Here is a 17481-nt window from a genome sequence, read left to right on the forward strand (position 1 = left end):
AGCCCGTGCTAATATTTAGTCTGCGGAGACCCCAATGAACATCGAGCAAGCACGCTTCAACATGATCGAACAGCAGATCCGTCCCTGGGATGTTCTGGATCCGCAGGTTCTCGACCTTCTTTTTGTCGTCAAGCGCGAAGACTTCGCGCCGGCTGCCTATCGCAACCTGGCTTTTGCCGACATGGAAATCCCGCTGGGCAGCGGCCAAATGATGCTTGCCCCCAAGATCGAAGCCAAGATGCTTCAGGAGCTCGGCATCAAGAAGACCGACAAGGTCCTTGAAATCGGCACCGGCAGCGGTTACATGGCCGCCCTGCTGGCCGCCCGCGCCGAGCACGTAGTCAGCGTCGAGTGCCGCCCGGAACTGGTTGAGATGGCCAGGCAGAATCTCGAACGCGCCGGCGTCACCAACGCCACCATCGAACTCGGCGATGGTGCTAATGGCTGGTCCCAGCGCGGCCCCTACGACGCCATTGTCGTTTCCGGCGCCCTCCCGGCTGTCCCTGATTCGCTGCTCAAGCAACTCCGCGTTGGTGGTCGCCTGGCGGTCATCGTCGGTGAAGCGCCGGTCATGGAAGCCCAGTTGATCACCTGCACGGCAGACGGCATCTACAACACGGTCAACCTGTTCGAGACGGTCATTCCGGCTCTCGACGGCGTCGCCACCAAGACTAGTTTCTCGTTCTGATGCAACAGATTCGCGCACGACAATTAGCTGAATGGCTGGCTGACGAAGGTCGGCCCAGCCCTATCCTGCTGGATGTGCGCGAACCGTGGGAAGTCGAGCTTTGCCAGCTGGCGGGGTCGCGGAACATGCCAATGCACCTGGTGCCGACGCACTGCGATGAAATCGACCCCGGACAGGAAATTGTCGTCATTTGCCATCATGGTGGCCGCAGCATGCAGGTCGCCATGTTCCTCGAACGCAAAGGCTTCGGGACGGTCTATAACCTGATGGGCGGCGTCGAGGCTTGGGCTGGCGAAGTCGATTCCAACATGCGTCGTTATTGAGAGTGGCATGAAAAAACTCGCCTGGCTGTTGATCTCCCCCTTGCTCGCTTCTCCGCTGTTCGCGGCAGACCTCATGCAGGTCTATCGTGAGGCACAGGACAATGACCCGACCTACGCCGCAGCACGTGCGACGCTGGATGCCGGCCGAGAAAAGGCACCGCAGGCCCGTGCCGGCCTGCTGCCGAGCCTGACGCTGTCAGGTAATACGGTATGGAACGATACAGAGATCTCGACCCACAACGGCCCGACACTGTCAAAGCCGCAATACAACTCCAACGGTTATCAGGTAAGCCTGTCACAGCCGCTTTTCCGCTGGCAAAACTGGGTCTCCTACGACCAGTCGAAGATGCAGGTGGCGCAGGCCGAGGCCAATTTTGTCCAGGCCCGTCAGGATCTGATCCTGCGTGTATCGCAAGCCTATTTCGACGCCATTTACGCGGTCGAAAACCTCAAGGCCGTCCGCGCCAACAAAGCAGCCATCGCCCAGCAACTCGAATCAGCCAAGAAAAACTTCGAGGTTGGCACCTCGACCATCACCGACACGCATGAAGCGCAGGCCCGTTACGATCTGGCCATGGCGCAGGAAATTGCCGCTGAAAGCGACCTTGAAGTCAGGCAGCATGCCCTCCAGGCCATTATCGGCAAAACGCCCGGCCAACTCGCCACGACGCGCAAGAGTGCTGAGTTGTCGATGCCCCAGCCGAGCGACATGAGTCAGTGGGTCGCCGCTGCCGAAAAAGACAGCATCACCGTACAGATTCAGCAAGCGGCCGCCGACATCGCGGCACGTGAAGTGGACAAGCAGCGCGCCGGCCACTACCCGACCGTCGACCTGGTGGCCAATCAAGGGCATTCGAAAAGCTACGCTTCGACCCTTGGGCTGGCCGATACAGAATACCGAAATATCGGCATTCAACTGAACATTCCGCTGTTCCAGGGCGGTCTCACCGTGTCGCGTCAGCGCGAGGCGGCCGCCAACCGAACGGCAGCCCTTTCGGGGCTTGAAACGGCTCGCCGCGGTGCCGCGCTGTCAGCCCGCCAGTACTACCTGGGGGTCGCCAATGGGCTGGCTCAGGTCAAAGCACTGAAGGCCGCGCTGGTCTCGTCGCAGTCGGCCCTTGAATCAAACAAGCTCGGCTATGAGGTCGGCGTGCGCATCAACATCGATGTCTTGAATGCCGAAAACCAGGTCTATGTCACCCGTCGTGATCTGGCCAAGGCCACGCTCGACACGCTAATGTCGCAATTGCGCCTGAAGGCATCGACCGGCGCCCTCGGCGAAGACGACGTCGCCCAGATCAATGCCCTGCTGGACCCGTCCAGCGCGCAATAAGCGCCACCATCCGAGCCGCTGCGCCTCGATGGGCGCGGGCAAACGTCGCAGCCGCCAGGCGCATTTCGGCCAGTTCTGATTTTTGTCCGAGCAGCCGGTCAACGGTCAGCCCAAGCATCTCCGGATCATCAACGCGCAAGGCCGCACTGGCGTCGATGGCATCCTCGGTCGCCTGCTTGAAGTTGAACGTATGCGGCCCGACAACGACCGGGCAGTCGCAGGCCGCCGCCTCGATCAGGTTCTGCCCGCCCAGCGGCAGAAGGCTGCCGCCAATGAAGGCAAGGTCAGCCAGCAAAAAATAGGCTGCCATCTCGCCCATGCTGTCACCCAACCAGATTTGTGTCTCGGCCACAGGCAGGCCGGCACTGCGGCGAACGACTGACAGCCCCCGCTGTTGCAGCAAGCCGGCAACTTCAGCAAAGCGCTGCGGATGGCGCGGCACCAGCACCAGCAAGGCATCGGGCACCGCCACCCGGCGCCAGGCCTCGAGCACCAGTATTTCCTCGCCCTCACGCGTGCTGGCGGCTAGCCAGATTGGCCGCCCACCGATTGCCCGTCGCCATTCTTCACCCAGAGCCAGCTTGTCGGCGGGTGGTGTGACGTCAAATTTCAGGTTGCCGCAAACCTCGACGACACTCGCGCCCAGCCCGATGATGCGCTCGGCGTCTCCCGCAGTCTGCGCAGCAACCCCGGTCAGCGCCGCAAAGGCGGGACTGGCCAGTGCGGCAAAACGCCGGTAGCCACGCGCAGAGCGGGCCGAAAGTCGGGCATTGGCGAGAAAGATCGGGACGCTGCGACGCTTGCCCGCAGCCAGCAGGTTGGGCCAGATCTCGGTTTCCATCAAGACGCCGAAGGCCGGCGAAAAATGGCGGAAAAACCGGTCAACCGCCCCCGGATAGTCGTAAGGCAGATAGACCTGGATCACCCTATCACCATAGACCTGCCGACCAGCCTCCCGTCCGGTCGGCGTCATTCCGGTAAGCAGAATGCGATGCCCCGGCCAGCCAGCCAGCAATCCTTCGATCAGTGGCTGGGCGGCGCGGGTTTCGCCAACCGATACGGCATGTACCCAGATCAGCTTTTCGGGAGCACTTTGATCGTAGAAACCGTAGCGCTCAGCAAGATGCTGCAGATACTCGGGTTGCTTTCGGCCACGCCAGAGGAGACGCAGCCAGATCAGCGGCGTGATGAGGTAGAGAAGCAGGGAATAGATCAGGCGCATGGTGTGCGCTGGCGCTAAGCAATACTAACCAGAGCCGCATCGACCGCCTGCAGGATAGTCGCGTAGGCCGGTGGCTGCCCTTTCTTGCCGAAACTCTCGCAATAGGCCCCGCCCTGCACGGCGGCCTGCTCACCATCAGAGTCGCAGAAAATACCGATGGTTGGCCGCGACAAAGCGGCGGCGAAGTGGGTAAAGCCGGTATCCAGCCCGACGACGACCCTGGCCCCGGCGAGAAAGTGCGCCGCCACATCGAGCCCCATCCGAGGTGGCACGACAGCGCCGGGAATCTGTGCCGCCAGACGTTCGCTGCGGGCACGTTCCTCACCGCTGCCCCAGGGCAGAGCGGTGAACATGCCGCGCTCGTGGAGATAACGCCCGAGCGCCACCCAGTATTCCTCGGACCACAGCTTTTCAGGTCGGCTCGCCGCATGCATGAGGACACAGTAGGGGCCTTTCGGCAGCCAGTCCGCCCGCAGTGGCTCGGCCTCAATGCCAAAAACCCGTAGCGAATCGGCCGCATAACCCAACGCACCGGCCCCCACCGCCCGACAACGATCAATCACGTGACGAGAGCGGGCAATCGCCAAACGCTTGTTGTAGAACAATGCGGCGCCACCCTCCTTGATGCTGTGACGATCGCCGCCAACGATGCAACCGCGCGCCAGCCGGGCAATGACAGCGCTCTTGTAGAGTCCCTGGGTATCCAGGATCAGGTCGTATTCAACTTCCCGCAGCGTCGCCACGAAAGCCTTCATTTCCTGCCAGGTGCTGGCTTGCCCGAGCTGGCGTCGCCAGCGCCGCCAGGCCACCGGAATGACCCGGTTAATGCCCGGGTGCAATGCAGGTATCGGGCTGTAGGCTTCTTCGGCCACCCAGTCGATGCGGGCATCAGGAAAATGGGCACGAATGTCGCTAACCAGCGGCAGATTATGCACGAGGTCGCCCATCGATGACATTTTGATCAGCAGGACTTTGAGCATCGGCGACAGGCCCTTGAAAATTCGCTAGCCGGTAATTATATCGTGCGAAGCGCCGTCGCCCGCCCGTCAGCCACGTTCGCTCCGACAAATCACCGCAATTTGCCGGCACTGCCGCGCCACCCAGCCCCCTCGCGGCCATGCCCAAATTTTCCCTGATGCGCGAACGGCCGCATGCCGACGCTGGGCTACGGTAAAATCACGTATCTCCATGCAGGATTGATTTCGTGAAAATTCTCGTTACCGGTGCCGCCGGGTTCATCGGCATGACTACTGCGCTGCGCCTCCTGGCGCGTGGCGACGAGGTGGTCGGCCTCGACAACATGAACGACTACTACGAGGTTTCGCTCAAGGAAAGCCGCCTCCAGCGGCTGACCGCGCAGCCGGGCTTTCGCTTCATCAAGCTCGACGTGGCCGACCGTGCCGGCATGGACCAGCTTTTCTCCAAGGAAAAATTCGACAAGGTGGTCCACCTGGCGGCCCAGGCCGGCGTCCGTTATTCGATCCAGAACCCGCACGCCTACGTCGATAGCAATCTGGTCGGTTTCGTGAACGTGCTTGAAGGCTGCCGCCACCACAAGGTCCAGCATCTGGTTTACGCATCCAGTTCGAGCGTCTACGGCGGCAATACCAAGATGCCTTTCTCCGAGCACGACAGCGTCGATCACCCGGTCAGCCTGTATGCCGCCACCAAGAAGGCCAACGAGCTGATGGCGCACACCTACAGCCATCTCTACGGCCTGCCTACCACCGGCCTGCGTTTCTTCACAGTCTATGGCCCGTGGGGCCGGCCGGACATGTCGCCCTTCCTGTTCGCCGGCGCCATCCTCAACGATCGCCCGATCGACGTCTTCAACCACGGCAACATGCAGCGCGATTTCACCTATATCGACGATATCGTCGAAGGCGTCATCCGCAGCCTCGACCACAACGCCGAGCGCAATCCGGACTATCTTCCGGATGAGGCCGATCCGGCCACCAGCACCGCGCCTTATCGCGTCTTCAATATCGGCAACAACAATCCAGTTCAGTTGCTTGATTTTATCGGCGCCATCGAATCGGCCATCGGCAAGAAAGCCGAAAAGCGCCTGCTCCCCATGCAGGATGGCGACGTTCCGGCGACCTTCGCAGACACCTCGCTGCTCAACGACTGGGTCGGCTTCGCCCCGTCCACGCCCATCCAGGAAGGCGTCAATCGCTTCGTCGCCTGGTATCGCGAGTACTATAGTATTTAGTCGCTAGTCATGCGTTGCTAGCTTTCTCCTCTAACCGCCAACCACTAAGAACTAACGACTAATATGTGTGGAATCGTCGCAGCAGCAGCCGGCAACAATATCGTCCAGGTACTAATCGAGGGTCTGAAGAAACTCGAATACCGTGGCTATGATTCAGCCGGCCTAGCCGTCATTGGCAGCAACGCCATCGAGCGCGTGCGCTCGACCGGCCGCGTCGCCGAACTGGAAGCAGCCGCAGCCGGAACCAGTGCCGTCACCGGCATCGCCCACACCCGCTGGGCAACGCACGGCGTGCCCAGCGAGCGCAACGCCCACCCCCACGTATCGGGCAATATCGCCGTCGTACACAACGGCATCATCGAGAATTACGAAAGCCTTCGCCGCGAATTGACGGCACAGGGCTACGTCTTCACGTCGGACACCGATACCGAAAGCATCGCTCACCTGATCCAGGCCACGCTAAAAAGCGAGCCCGACCTGTTCACCGCCGTGCAAATTGCCTGCCGCCGCTTGGTCGGTGCCTACGCCATCGCCGTCATTGACCAGAACCAGCCGGGGAAGGTCATCGTTGCCCGCGAGGGTTCGCCGCTCCTGCTCGGTGTCTCCGATACTGGCAGCTACGCGGCCTCCGACGCCTCGGCCCTGCTCCAAGTCACCCGCAACATGGTCTACCTGGAAAACGGCGACATTGCCGAACTGACCGCCGCCAAGGTTCGCATCACCCGCCTCGATGGCACACCGGTCGACCGTCCGGTGCATGTCTCCCAGCTTTCCGCTGCCGCTGTCGAACTGGGCAACTACCAGCACTACATGCAGAAAGAAATCTTCGAGCAGCCGGAAGCCCTGGCCAACACCCTGGAGATCGTCGGCGGCAGCAAAACCATCCAGCCTGGCATTTTCGGCGCAGAAGCCGGCAATTTGCTGTCGGATGTCGACTCGATCCTCATCCTCGCCTGCGGCACCAGCAGCCACTCCGGCTATACCGCCCGCTACTGGCTCGAAGCCATCGCCGGCATGCCGTGCAATGTCGAGATCGCCAGCGAATACCGCTACCGTACTTCGGTGCCCAATCCGCGCCAGTTGATCGTCGCCATCTCGCAGTCCGGCGAGACGGCCGACACGCTGGCCGCCTTGCGCCATGCCAAGGCTCTCGGCCAGACCAAGACGCTGGCCATCTGCAACGTACCCGAGTCGGCCATTGTCCGCGAATGCACCCTGCGCTTCATCACCCGCGCCGGGCCGGAAATCGGCGTCGCCTCGACCAAGGCCTTCACCACCCAGCTCGCTGCGCTCTTCCTGCTCACACTCGTTACCGCCAAGGTCAGGAATCGCCTGACGCCCGACCAGGAAGCCACCTACATCCACCAACTGCGCCACCTGCCGGTTGCCGTGAACAAGGTGCTTGAGCTCGAAGGGGAGATCAAGGTCTGGGCCCAGCGTTTTGCCGACAAGCACCATGCCCTCTTCCTCGGCCGTGGCCGCCACTATCCGATTGCCATGGAAGGCGCGCTCAAACTCAAGGAAATCTCCTACATCCACGCCGAAGCCTATCCCGCCGGCGAGTTGAAACATGGCCCGTTGGCCCTGGTCGACGCCAACATGCCGGTCATCTCGGTTGCCCCCAACGACCAGTTGCTCGACAAGCTCAAGTCAAACCTCAAGGAAGTCCAGGCGCGCGGCGGCGAACTCTATGTCTTTGCCGATGCCGACTCGGAAATTCCGGCATCGGATGGCGTCCATATCCTGCGCCTGCCCGAACACTACGGCGAGTTATCGCCCATCCTCCACGTCATTCCGCTGCAACTGCTGTCCTACCATGCCGCCCTGGTCAAGGGCACGGATGTGGACAAGCCGCGCAATCTGGCCAAGTCGGTGACGGTGGAATGACCATGTTGATCCCCGCCCCGATTCGCTGCTTGCAGCGCAGGCTCAGTCGGTAGGCGTCGAGAAAAGCCATGTCCACTTACGCCATCGGCGACATCCAGGGCTGTTACGACTCGCTGCAGCGACTGCTTGAGCGTTGCGCCTTCGATCCGGCCAGCGACCGGCTGTGGCTGGTCGGTGATCTGGTCAATCGCGGCCCACAATCGCTGAACACCCTGCGCTTCATCAAGTCGCTCGGGCCGGCAGCCATTACCGTGCTCGGCAACCACGATCTCTACCTCCTCATGGTCGCCGAAGGCGGCGCGAAATTTCGCGGCAAGGACGACACCTTGCAGGAGATTCTTGATGCCCCGGACTGCGATGAGCTGCTCCACTGGTTACGTCAGCAGCCGCTTTGCCATACCGAGGGCGAGTACTGTCTGGTTCATGCCGGCCTGTTGCCGCAGTGGACCGCTGCCCGCGCCCGTGAACTCGCCCGCGAGGTGGAAATTACCCTGCAAGGCCCCGACTTCCGGGAGTTTGTCCTCAACCTGTGGGGCAGCGAACCGGCCGGCTGGTCGGATCATCTGAGCAGTTGGCCGCGCTTGCGCGTCATCGTCAATGCCATGACCCGGATGCGCTTCTGCACGCTGGATGGGATCATGGAGTTCAAGGTCAAGGGCAAGTTGGCAAACGCCCCGGCCGGTCACGTCCCCTGGTTCGATCTACCCAACCGGAAAAGTGCCGACTCGGTGCTGGTGACCGGCCATTGGTCAGCCCTCGGCCTGAAGATTACGCCAAACCTGCTGGCGCTCGACTCGGGCTGTCTGTGGGGGGGCCATCTGACCGCTGTGCGCCTGGAGGACCGGCAGGTATTTCAGGTGAATTGCTCACCAACGGAAGCCCAGCCGCCCAAGCGATAGCTTCGCGTGCCTCAGCCGCGACCTGCTTACGGTCTTCACCAGTCAATCCAAGCACGGGCGTCGTCACCAGCCGGGCGACCAGGCGTTTACGGCCAAGGATGGCGGCAGTGCATTGACCCATACTGATATCACCGTCGTAGCGCGGTGCCAGACTGCGCTGACCATCAGTCTCCCAATAGGATAACGCCACCGGCAACACCGGCCGCCCGGCCGCCAGCGCCGGCTGGATCAAGGCGGCGTGAAAATGCAGCAGGCTACGACCATCGGTCGTCGTCCCTTCAGGAAATACGGCGACGTGCTTGCCTTTGTCGAGAAGCGCCGCGACCTGCTGATTGATCACTTTGGCGTGACCACGGCTACCCCGGCGCAGGAATACCGTGTCGTTCTTCGCCGCCAGCCAACCGATCAGTGGCCAGTGCCGGACTTCCTCCTTCGAAACAAAGGCAGCCGGCAGCACGGCGTTGATGACGTAGATGTCGATCCAGGAAATGTGATTGGCGACGAGCAGGGCACCAGGAACGGCATGCGTCAGATCGGCCTCGACCTCAACGCCCAGTGCATCGAGCAGCGCCGCCGCCCAGCTGGCCTTGAGGGCCATGCGCCGACGATCGCCGCACCAGGGGAACAAGCAGAGAGCAAGCAGCACCGCGCTGCCGACCAGCAGGGCGATGCGAAAAATCCGGTAGGCGCGAACAGCGGCGTTAGTTTGATTCAGTCTTCTTGTCCCAGATAATGCTTGGCATAACGCCCGGAAACCTTGGCCATCGGCATCAGGATAGGCAGGTCGGCGGTATTGAAATCAGGATCCCAGGCCGGTTCACCACAGATCCAGGCACCGGCCCGCAGGTAGCCTTTGATCAGCGGCGGCGTTTCGGCCGGTCTGTCCTGCTGCAGGGCAGCCAGAGGCAGCGGACAACGCGGAAAAACGCGGTATTCCTGCGGCCCGAGGTGATCGGCAGCCAGGCGATTATACAAGCTGGCGGCAGCGTGGCCGCCATCGGCCATGCTGATCGAGGCGCAACCCATCAGGTAGTCGTAGCTGTTCTCGATCATGAACTGGGCCAGACCGGACCACAGCAAGGTGATCGTTGCCCCGGTCCGGTATTCCGGATGCACACAGGAGCGGCCAATCTCGACCAGACGCGAACGCAGGTGCTGGAGACGGGTCAGGTCGAATTCGTTATCCGAGTAGTAGCCGACCTGACGTGCATTGTCCGGGGTCAGGATGCGGTAGGTACCGACGATTTCGGTGGTCTGGGTATCACGCACCACCAGATGCTGACAGTACGGGTCATAGACATCGTGATCGACACCCGGCGTGCGGCTCGGCAGATTGGCCCCCATTTCACCGGCGAAGACACGGTAACGCAGGCGCTGGGCATCGAGGATATCGCTCTGGCTGCGGGCAAAGCCGACCGCCAGGCTCTTCTTTTCGGGGCGGCTGCGACCAACCGCCTTATGGACATTTTCCATCTTCGTTCTCCTTGTATTCGTGGAGAAGAAGTCTGAATGAGCCTTGTTACATGCACTTTGCCCGAAGATGACAGCGATGTTTCAAATGCCGTGACTTACCAGGGCATACTCCCGAAAGCCGAACGGTAACGTTCAGCAATCTGCTCGCGGCTCGGCTGGTGATTCTGGCCACCGCGATGGGCGATCTTGATAGCCCCCATCACCGCCGCGAGGCGGCCGGTGGTCAGCCAGTCAAAACCGTTGGCGATACCGTAGAGGAGGCCCGAGCGGTAGGCGTCACCGCAACCGGTCGGATCGAGAATTTGATCGGCCTGAACACAGGGAATGTCATGGCGAACACCATCGGCGTAGATTTCCGACCCCTCGCCACCGCGCGTGACGATCAGCGCCTTCAGGCTGCCGGCCAGTTGTTCAAGGCTGCGCCCGGTGCGATCACACAGCAGCTTGGCTTCATAATCATTGAAACAGGCATAATCAGCCAGTTCAATGAAATCAAGCAGTTCGTCGCCATTGAACATGGGCAGACCCTGACCCGGATCGAAGATGAAGGGAACGTTGGCGCTGGCAAAGTCACGGGCGTGCTGCATCATGCCCTCACGGCCATCGGGAGCCACGATGCCGAGGGAGGCGTTGGCCGACTCGACCTTGTTCAGATGCGAAAAGCTCATCGCCCCCGGATGAAAAGCTGTGATCTGGTTGTCGTCAAGATCGGTCGTGATGAAAGCCTGGGCCGTGAAACTGCCGCTGACCTGACGGACATGTGTGCGCACCAGGCCCAGACGATCAAGGCGCTCAAGGTAGGGGGCGGCATCGTCCCCTACCGCAGCCATGATCATCGGCTGACCGCCCAGCAGCATCAGGTTGTAGGCAATGTTTCCGGCACAGCCACCGAACTCCCGGCGCATCTCGGGAACCAGAAAGGCAACATTCAGAATGTGAATCTGCTCGGGCAGGATGTGATTCTTGAAACGGTCCGGAAAGACCATGATGTTGTCAAAGGCCAGCGAACCACAGATCAGTGTTGTCATCGGAAATCAGGGATAAAAGAGATAAAGGCGGTAGCCGGAGGCACCGATGTTCTTGGCCTCGATCGACAATTTGACGGCAAGTTCACCGTTGGCCTGAAAGGCATCGGCGGTGGTGCCCGGCGGCAGGTAGTCGGCAGCAAACATGACACGCCGCGAAACCACACTGTCGTTGGTATCAGTCAGGCTCAATTCGAGTGCGGGCCAGGCCTGGGAATAGGCTGCGCGGTTCTTTAGCGTGGCTTGCAGGACGAAAAGGCCGCGCGCGTTTTCAGATTGCAGATCGGAGGTTTCAATCGACACCAGGGTCGCATTGCGCGGCAATGGAATGTCGACCATCGCCAGTTCGTAAAGCCCGGCAGTTGCGGGGATACGCAGGACGATGTCGGTGCGGAAGTAATACATCAGCTGACCGAGCAGCCCGGTCAACAACAACGCCGCGACAAGCACGAAGGGCCAGACTGGCCGCCGCGTTGAATCAGCGGCAAAACCGCCCAGACCGTCACTGGCCAGCGTCCCCGCTGACCAGCGGTTGAACGAGGAGGTATCGCTGAGCTCACGCGCGGCCACCAGCCCGGCCTGGCGCGCCGCCTGCGTCGACTCCTCGGGAGACTCGACGAGCGGCTCGTCGAGCGGCGCCTGAATCAGAACCGTATCCGTATCAATCGGCAGTTCGGCTGGATCAGCAGCGACCGGCAGCACCGTATCCGGAGCCTCATCGACTGGCGCCTCTAGCCCATCAGACGGCTCCATTTCCGCCGTCAGCTCGCCAGATGCTGACTCGACCAAGGCTTGGGTATCATGATCAGCCGGCAACGCTTCGGCAAAGTCTGCTTCCGGAGCCGGCGGTTCGATCTCCTGAGCCTTGTCCGCCATTTCCGGCTCCGCCGGCAGTGCCGCTTCGAAGCCTGCAGATTCGTCGACCTGCGGGGTAGCAATCAGTGGTTGATTGTCCTCGCTGACCAGTTCGTCGAAGGCGTTGAACACCGCCTGACAGTGCCCGCAACGAACCTTGCCTGCCCTCAGGCGCAACTGCTCGGATGTCACACGGAAAACCGTGGTACAGGCCGGGCAGCGTGTCCGCATCAGGGCTTTATCCCAGCCAGGCATACCCAGTCTTCACGCGTATCGGCCACCTGCATGGGCAGCCATTGGGCGTAGATGGCGATGATTTCCTCGGCCTGTTCACGCAGAATGCCGGACAGGGCCAGACGGCCACCGGAACGGACATGGGCACAAATAGCCGGGGCCAGAACCCGTAGCGGATTGGAAAGAATATTGGCCACCACCACGTCGTATTCGCCAGCCACCGGCATGGCCGAGTCGGCAAACAAGGCGGTCACCCCGTTACGCTCGGCATTGGCGCACGCCGCGTCAACCGCCAGCGGGTCGATATCGACCCCGGCCACCCGGCCAGCCCCGAGACGGGCCGCAGCAATGGCCAGAATGCCCGAACCACAACCATAATCAAGCACGCTGCAATCAGCGGAAACATTGCGTTCGAGCCACTCCAGACAAAGCCGGGTGGTCGGATGCGAACCGGTGCCAAAGGCCATGCCCGGATCGAGAATAAGATTGACCGCGGCCGGATCCGGCGTTTCATGCCAGGAGGGGACAATCCACAACCGCTCGGAGACGCGAATCGGGTCGAATTGCGACTGAGTCAGCTGCACCCAGTTCTGTTCGGCCACAGCTTCCACCGAATAGGGTGGCACGTCGCCCAGGCCAATGGCCGAAACAGCAATGGCCAGCAAGGTTTCGACATCAGCATCGGCCTCAAGCAAGGCGACGATGCGCGAATGCCGCCAGCCCGTACTGGGCAGCGACCCCGGCTCACCGAACAGCGGTTGCTCGTCCGGTGTACCGGCGTCGGCATCCTCGATGCTGGCCGACAGGGCTCCCGCTTCGAGCAGGGCATCGCAAACCGGCTCGGCCTGCGATGCATCGGTCAGGAAACTGACACTTTGCCAGCCCATGCCTAGTGCTTCACTTCGCCCTTGTCGGCGAGTTTCTGTTCAAGATAGTGAATGCTCGTGCCACCTTCGACGAAACGGGCGTCCTGCATCAGTTCCTGATGCAGCGGGATATTCGTCTTGATGCCCTGAATACTCATCTCGGACAAGGCGATGCGCATGCGACGGATGGCTTGATCGCGGGTATCGCCGTAGGCGATGACCTTGGCGACCATCGAGTCGTAATGGGGCGGTACGGTATAGCCCTGATAAATGTGGGTATCAACCCGGATACCGGGGCCGCCGGGCGGGTGATAAAACTCGATCTTGCCAGGACAGGGCACGAACGTGAAGGGATCTTCGGCGTTAATGCGGCATTCAATCGAATGACCACGAAACACGATATCCTTCTGTTTGTAACGCAACTTCTCGCCGGCCGCGACCCGAATCTGTTCCTGCACGATATCGACGCCGGTAATCATTTCGCTGACCGGGTGCTCGACCTGGACGCGGGTATTCATTTCAATGAAATAGAACTCGCCGTTCTCGTAGAGAAACTCGAAGGTGCCCGCGCCGCGATAACCAATCTTGCGGCAAGCCTCGGCACAACGTTCGCCAATCCGTGAAATCAGGCGGGCCGGGATATGCGGCGCCGGCGCTTCCTCGATCACCTTCTGGTGACGGCGCTGCATCGAGCAATCGCGCTCGCCGAGATAGATGGCGTTCTTGTATTCATCAGCCAACACCTGGATTTCCACGTGACGCGGATTTTCCAGATACTTTTCCATGTACACCGCAGGATTGTTGAAGAAGCTGCCTGCCTCCTGCTTGGTCATCGCCACGGCATTGACCAGCGCTGCCTCGGTATGCACGACGCGCATGCCGCGACCACCGCCGCCACCGGCCGCCTTGATGATCACCGGATAACCTACAGCGCGGGCAATCTTGACGATCTCCTTCGGATCATCCGGCAGTTCGCCCTCGGAACCCGGCACGCAAGGCACCATGGCTTCCTTCATGGCGTTCTTGGCGGAAACCTTGTCACCCATCAGGCGAATGGTCTCGGCGCGCGGCCCGATAAAGACGAACCCGGAAGTTTCAACACGCTCGGCAAAATCGGCGTTTTCCGAAAGGAAGCCGTAACCCGGGTGAATAGCCTGGGCATCGGTCACTTCGGCCGCCGAAATAATGGCCGGAACGTTGAGATAGCTAAGGGAAGAAGACGCCGGGCCGATACAAACCGACTCATCGGCCAGCTTGACGTATTTTGCGTCGCGATCCGCCTCGGAATGCACGACCACGGTCTTGACGCCCAGTTCGCGACAGGCGCGCTGGATGCGCAAGGCGATTTCGCCGCGATTGGCGATCAGGATTTTTTCAAACATGGCCATATCAGCCAATCACATAAAGCGGCTCGCCGAATTCAACCGGCTCGCCATTCTCGACCAGGATAGCCTTGACCACGCCCGAGGCATCGGACTCGATTTCGTTGAGCAACTTCATGGCCTCGATGATGCACAGGGTTTCGCCCTGCTTGACGGTCTGGCCGATCTGCACAAAAGCGTCGGCACCCGGCGACGGCGAGCGGTAGAAGGTACCAACCATCGGCGACTTGACGATATGGCCTTCCGGCAACTCATCCTCGTCATCGAGATTGACCGCCGAAACAGCCGGCGCACCCGAAGCGACCGGCGGGGGCGGTGCATAGTATTGCTGCGGAGCAGCTGCGACAGCGCCGTAATGTTTGGCGATGCGAACCTTTTCTTCGCCCTCCGTCACTTCCAGTTCCGAAATACCGGATTCCTGAACGAGGTCGATAAGTTTCTTGAGTTTACGCAGATCCATGGAGACTCCCTTCAATGTTGTACCCGTCGGGCACAAAGGTCCGGCCAAAACCGGACTATTCAATATTAAGCTTGTTAAGCAGATATTCGAGGGCCAGCAGGTAGCCCTCATGACCCAGCCCGCAGATGACTCCGATGGCAAGGTCCGAAAAATACGAGTGATGGCGGAACGGTTCCCGCGCATGCACGTTGGAAAGATGCACTTCGACAAACGGAATCGCCACGGCCGCAATCGCATCGCGCAAGGCCACGCTGGTATGCGTGTAGGCGGCGGGATTGATGATGATGGCGCGGACGCCCTGATCGCGAGCGGCATGAATGCGCTCGATCAATGCCCCCTCATGGTTGCTCTGGAAAGCCTCCAGCTCAACTCCGGCGGTTTCAGCCATGCGCGCCAGCGACATGTTGATGTCCGACAGGGTTACCCGGCCGTAATGCTCGGGTTCACGTGTACCAAGCAGGTTGAGATTGGGCCCGTGCATTACGAGAATGAGGGGCTTTTCGACCGGCTTGGAAGCAGTTTTTCGCTTCGTCATAGCTGCAAGTTTGCCGCAAATGACAGCAACTTGTCCAGTCTATTCCTTTAGTAGGGCACGCAGGGCATCGGCCCGGATGCGATCACTCTGACGTCCGTCGTGATGTTTCAGGCTGACCCGCTCCATGTTCGGCGGCATGATGATGAGGTCAGCATCGGCCGTGTCAGTTTCCATGCGCAGCACGGCCTCGACCCGCTCATTGCGGACCTCGACGTGCGATACATCGATGCCCCGATTGAGCAGGAATATCTCGACTTCCTTGGCGCTATCAGCGAAAACGAGAATATCGATGCCCGAATGCTCGCCGGCCGTTCCATCCAGGACCGATCCCGTCAGATAGGGATTAAAGCCAGCCAGCAGATCGAGCACATCAAGCGCAGAGTGGCGCAGCATGGCAATCAGTTCCTCATGCTCTTCACCCTGATAGAGGCTCCGATAGGCGCGCAACTCGGCCTCAACCTCGGCATTGTCAGGAAAAGCCGTGTGTTCGGGCAGGCCCAACTGGCGGGCCGCCTTCTTTTTGGCATGGTGATAATCGGTAATGCCATCTTCCGCCATCAACCGGGCGGCGGCACTAGCGATGCTGGCCCGGTTGCCGGGACTCGTACGTTGCCGTTCATGACGGGTCATGGGGGGACTCGATCAAGGTAAAATCGCCCCCATTCTAACGGCACAATCTGAAATGCACATTCATATTCTCGGCATCTGCGGCACCTTCATGGGCGGCGTCGCGCAACTGGCGGTCGACTCGGGCCACAAGGTCACGGGCTGCGACGCCAACGTCTACCCGCCGATGAGCGACCAGTTACGCGAGGCTGGTATCGAACTGATCGAGGGCTTCGCTGTTGACCAGTTGGCGCTGGCACCCGATATCTTCGTCATCGGTAACGCCGTTTCGCGCGGCAACCCGCTGCTTGAAGCCATTCTCGACAAGGGCCTGCCCTATGTATCCGGGCCGCAATGGCTGGCCGAGAACGTACTGCAAGGGCGCTGGGTGCTCGGTGTCGCCGGCACCCACGGCAAGACGACAACCGCCTCGATGCTGGCCTGGATACTTGACGCCGCCAATATGGACCCCGGCTTCCTGATCGGTGGCGTGCCGCTCAACTTTGGCGTCTCGGCACGGCTCGGCGGCACGCCCTTCTTCGTCATCGAGGCCGACGAATACGACACGGCCTTCTGCGATAAACGTTCCAAGTTCGTCCATTACCGTCCGCGCACCGTCGTCCTGAACAATCTCGAATTTGATCACGCCGACATTTTCAGCGATCTGGCAGCGATCGAGACACAATTTCACCACCTCGTGCGCACCCTGCCGCAATCCGGACTGATCGTTTCCAATGCCGCCGAAGCCAGCCTCGGCCGCGTCCTCGCGCGTGGCTGCTGGACGCCGGTCGAGCCCTTCAATGACCCATCTGGCTATCACGTCACCGGCGACGACGCCCGTGGCGAACTGGTACTGCACTCGCCCGACGGCAAGGTCCGGCGTACCGTCTGGGGCCTATCCGGCGACCACAACCGGGCCAATGCCTGCGCCGCCCTGCTTGCCGCCCGCCATGTCGGCGTGCCGCTTGAGCAGGGACTGGACGCCCTGTCCCGCTTCGTCAATGTCAAACGGCGCATGGAAGTGCGTGGTGAGGTGCGCGGCGTGACTGTCTACGACGATTTCGCCCATCACCCGACCGCCATCGCCACCACCGTCGCCGGCCTCCGCCGCAAGGTCGGCAAGGCCCGCATCTTGGCCGTGCTCGAGCCGCGCTCGAACACCATGAAGTTGGGAACAATGACGTCACAACTGCCGGAAAGCCTGAGCGAAGTCGATATGGCCTTCTGTTACGCCGGCAATCTCGGCTGGGATGCCCGCGAGGCGCTGGCTCCCATGGGTGTACGGGCCGTCGTCGAAGACAACCTCGAGCGACTGGTGGACCAGATCGTCATCGAAGCCCAACCCGGCGACCACATCCTGGTCATGAGCAACGGCGGCTTCGGTGGCATTCACGGCAAGATATTGGCAGGACTGACCGAGTAGGGTCCGAAATCCAGGCACAAAAAAGGCGCGGCGAGGTTACCCTCCCGCGCCTTTTTGT

General features: G+C 60.9%; 17 protein-coding genes and 1 pseudogene. 7 read left to right on the forward strand and 11 right to left on the reverse strand.

What is annotated here, in order from left to right; genetic code table 11:
- Window positions 1-34: 34 nt before the first annotated feature.
- From HYN24_RS14670 to HYN24_RS14680, 3 genes are read left to right on the forward strand one after another with little or no spacing between them, the layout of a single operon-like run.
- Entirely contained in the window at window positions 35-688 is a 654-nt protein-coding gene (locus HYN24_RS14670; protein ID WP_117609949.1) for a protein-L-isoaspartate O-methyltransferase, read from the forward strand.
- Window positions 688-1011, forward strand: a complete 324-nt coding sequence (locus tag HYN24_RS14675; RefSeq protein ID WP_117609950.1) for a rhodanese-like domain-containing protein — start codon at window positions 688-690, stop codon at window positions 1009-1011. The genes HYN24_RS14670 and HYN24_RS14675 overlap by 1 nt, the downstream gene beginning before the upstream one ends.
- A 7-nt stretch (window positions 1012-1018) precedes the next feature.
- The gene (locus tag HYN24_RS14680) at window positions 1019-2344 is read left to right on the forward strand and encodes a TolC family outer membrane protein (protein WP_117609951.1); all 1326 of its coding nucleotides are present in this window, start codon (window positions 1019-1021) and stop codon (window positions 2342-2344) included.
- On the opposite strand, the gene waaA is transcribed toward HYN24_RS14680, so the two are convergent.
- Window positions 2310-3566: a lipid IV(A) 3-deoxy-D-manno-octulosonic acid transferase gene (gene waaA / locus HYN24_RS14685; RefSeq protein ID WP_117609952.1), complete on the reverse strand. Its 1257-nt coding sequence runs from the start codon at window positions 3564-3566 to the stop codon at window positions 2310-2312. The genes HYN24_RS14680 and waaA overlap by 35 nt on opposite strands.
- Before the next feature lie 14 nt (window positions 3567-3580).
- Window positions 3581-4546, reverse strand: a complete 966-nt coding sequence (gene waaC / locus HYN24_RS14690) for a lipopolysaccharide heptosyltransferase I (RefSeq protein ID WP_117609953.1) — start codon at window positions 4544-4546, stop codon at window positions 3581-3583.
- A gap of 224 nt (window positions 4547-4770) precedes the next feature.
- Between waaC and HYN24_RS14695 the strand changes: the two genes are divergently transcribed.
- The 3 genes from HYN24_RS14695 (at window position 4771) to HYN24_RS14705 (ending at window position 8564) form a co-directional block, all read left to right on the forward strand.
- Window positions 4771-5778 (forward strand): NAD-dependent epimerase, encoded by a 1008-nt coding sequence (locus HYN24_RS14695; RefSeq protein WP_117609954.1) that lies wholly within the window; start codon window positions 4771-4773, stop codon window positions 5776-5778.
- Between the two features lie 63 nt (window positions 5779-5841).
- Window positions 5842-7665, forward strand: coding sequence for a glutamine--fructose-6-phosphate transaminase (isomerizing) (glmS, locus tag HYN24_RS14700; protein WP_117609955.1), 1824 nt, complete (start codon window positions 5842-5844; stop codon window positions 7663-7665).
- Between the two features lie 68 nt (window positions 7666-7733).
- Window positions 7734-8564, forward strand: a complete 831-nt coding sequence (locus HYN24_RS14705) for a symmetrical bis(5'-nucleosyl)-tetraphosphatase (protein WP_117609956.1) — start codon at window positions 7734-7736, stop codon at window positions 8562-8564.
- A gap of 190 nt (window positions 8565-8754) precedes the next feature.
- On the opposite strand, the pseudogene HYN24_RS16225 reads toward HYN24_RS14705, so the two are convergent.
- The 9 genes and pseudogenes from HYN24_RS16225 to HYN24_RS14750 form a co-directional block, all read right to left on the reverse strand.
- Window positions 8755-9162: pseudogene (locus tag HYN24_RS16225) on the reverse strand (lysophospholipid acyltransferase family protein); the annotation flags it as partial.
- A 113-nt stretch (window positions 9163-9275) separates the two neighbouring features.
- Window positions 9276-10037, reverse strand: coding sequence for a GNAT family N-acetyltransferase (locus HYN24_RS14715; RefSeq protein WP_117609957.1), 762 nt, complete (start codon window positions 10035-10037; stop codon window positions 9276-9278).
- Between the two features lie 95 nt (window positions 10038-10132).
- Window positions 10133-11065 carry a carbohydrate kinase family protein gene (locus tag HYN24_RS14720; protein WP_117609958.1) on the reverse strand — a complete coding sequence of 311 codons (933 nt, stop codon included), beginning with the start codon at window positions 11063-11065 and terminating at the stop codon, window positions 10133-10135.
- A 6-nt stretch (window positions 11066-11071) separates the two neighbouring features.
- Window positions 11072-12172 carry a DUF3426 domain-containing protein gene (locus tag HYN24_RS14725; protein WP_117609959.1) on the reverse strand — a complete coding sequence of 367 codons (1101 nt, stop codon included), beginning with the start codon at window positions 12170-12172 and terminating at the stop codon, window positions 11072-11074.
- On the reverse strand, window positions 12148-13038 hold the full coding sequence (prmA, locus tag HYN24_RS14730; RefSeq protein ID WP_117609960.1) for a 50S ribosomal protein L11 methyltransferase: 891 nt from the start codon (window positions 13036-13038) through the stop codon (window positions 12148-12150). The genes HYN24_RS14725 and prmA overlap by 25 nt, the downstream gene beginning before the upstream one ends.
- A 2-nt stretch (window positions 13039-13040) precedes the next feature.
- Window positions 13041-14399 (reverse strand): acetyl-CoA carboxylase biotin carboxylase subunit, encoded by a 1359-nt coding sequence (gene accC, locus HYN24_RS14735; protein ID WP_117610408.1) that lies wholly within the window; start codon window positions 14397-14399, stop codon window positions 13041-13043.
- 7 nt (window positions 14400-14406) lie between these two features.
- Window positions 14407-14859, reverse strand: coding sequence for an acetyl-CoA carboxylase biotin carboxyl carrier protein (gene accB / locus HYN24_RS14740; RefSeq protein ID WP_117609961.1), 453 nt, complete (start codon window positions 14857-14859; stop codon window positions 14407-14409).
- 55 nt (window positions 14860-14914) lie between these two features.
- Window positions 14915-15394: a type II 3-dehydroquinate dehydratase gene (aroQ, locus tag HYN24_RS14745; protein ID WP_117609962.1), complete on the reverse strand. Its 480-nt coding sequence runs from the start codon at window positions 15392-15394 to the stop codon at window positions 14915-14917.
- Window positions 15395-15433: 39 nt separating this feature from the next.
- On the reverse strand, window positions 15434-16024 hold the full coding sequence (locus HYN24_RS14750) for a hypothetical protein (RefSeq protein WP_117609963.1): 591 nt from the start codon (window positions 16022-16024) through the stop codon (window positions 15434-15436).
- 52 nt (window positions 16025-16076) lie between these two features.
- Here HYN24_RS14750 and mpl point away from each other — a divergent pair, with 52 nt between their 5' ends.
- Window positions 16077-17423 (forward strand): UDP-N-acetylmuramate:L-alanyl-gamma-D-glutamyl-meso-diaminopimelate ligase, encoded by a 1347-nt coding sequence (mpl, locus tag HYN24_RS14755; RefSeq protein WP_117609964.1) that lies wholly within the window; start codon window positions 16077-16079, stop codon window positions 17421-17423.
- The last annotated feature ends 58 nt before the right edge of the window (window positions 17424-17481 follow it).

Source organism: Dechloromonas sp. HYN0024, from assembly GCF_003441615.1.
Taxonomy (GTDB): Bacteria; Pseudomonadota; Gammaproteobacteria; order Burkholderiales; family Rhodocyclaceae; genus Azonexus.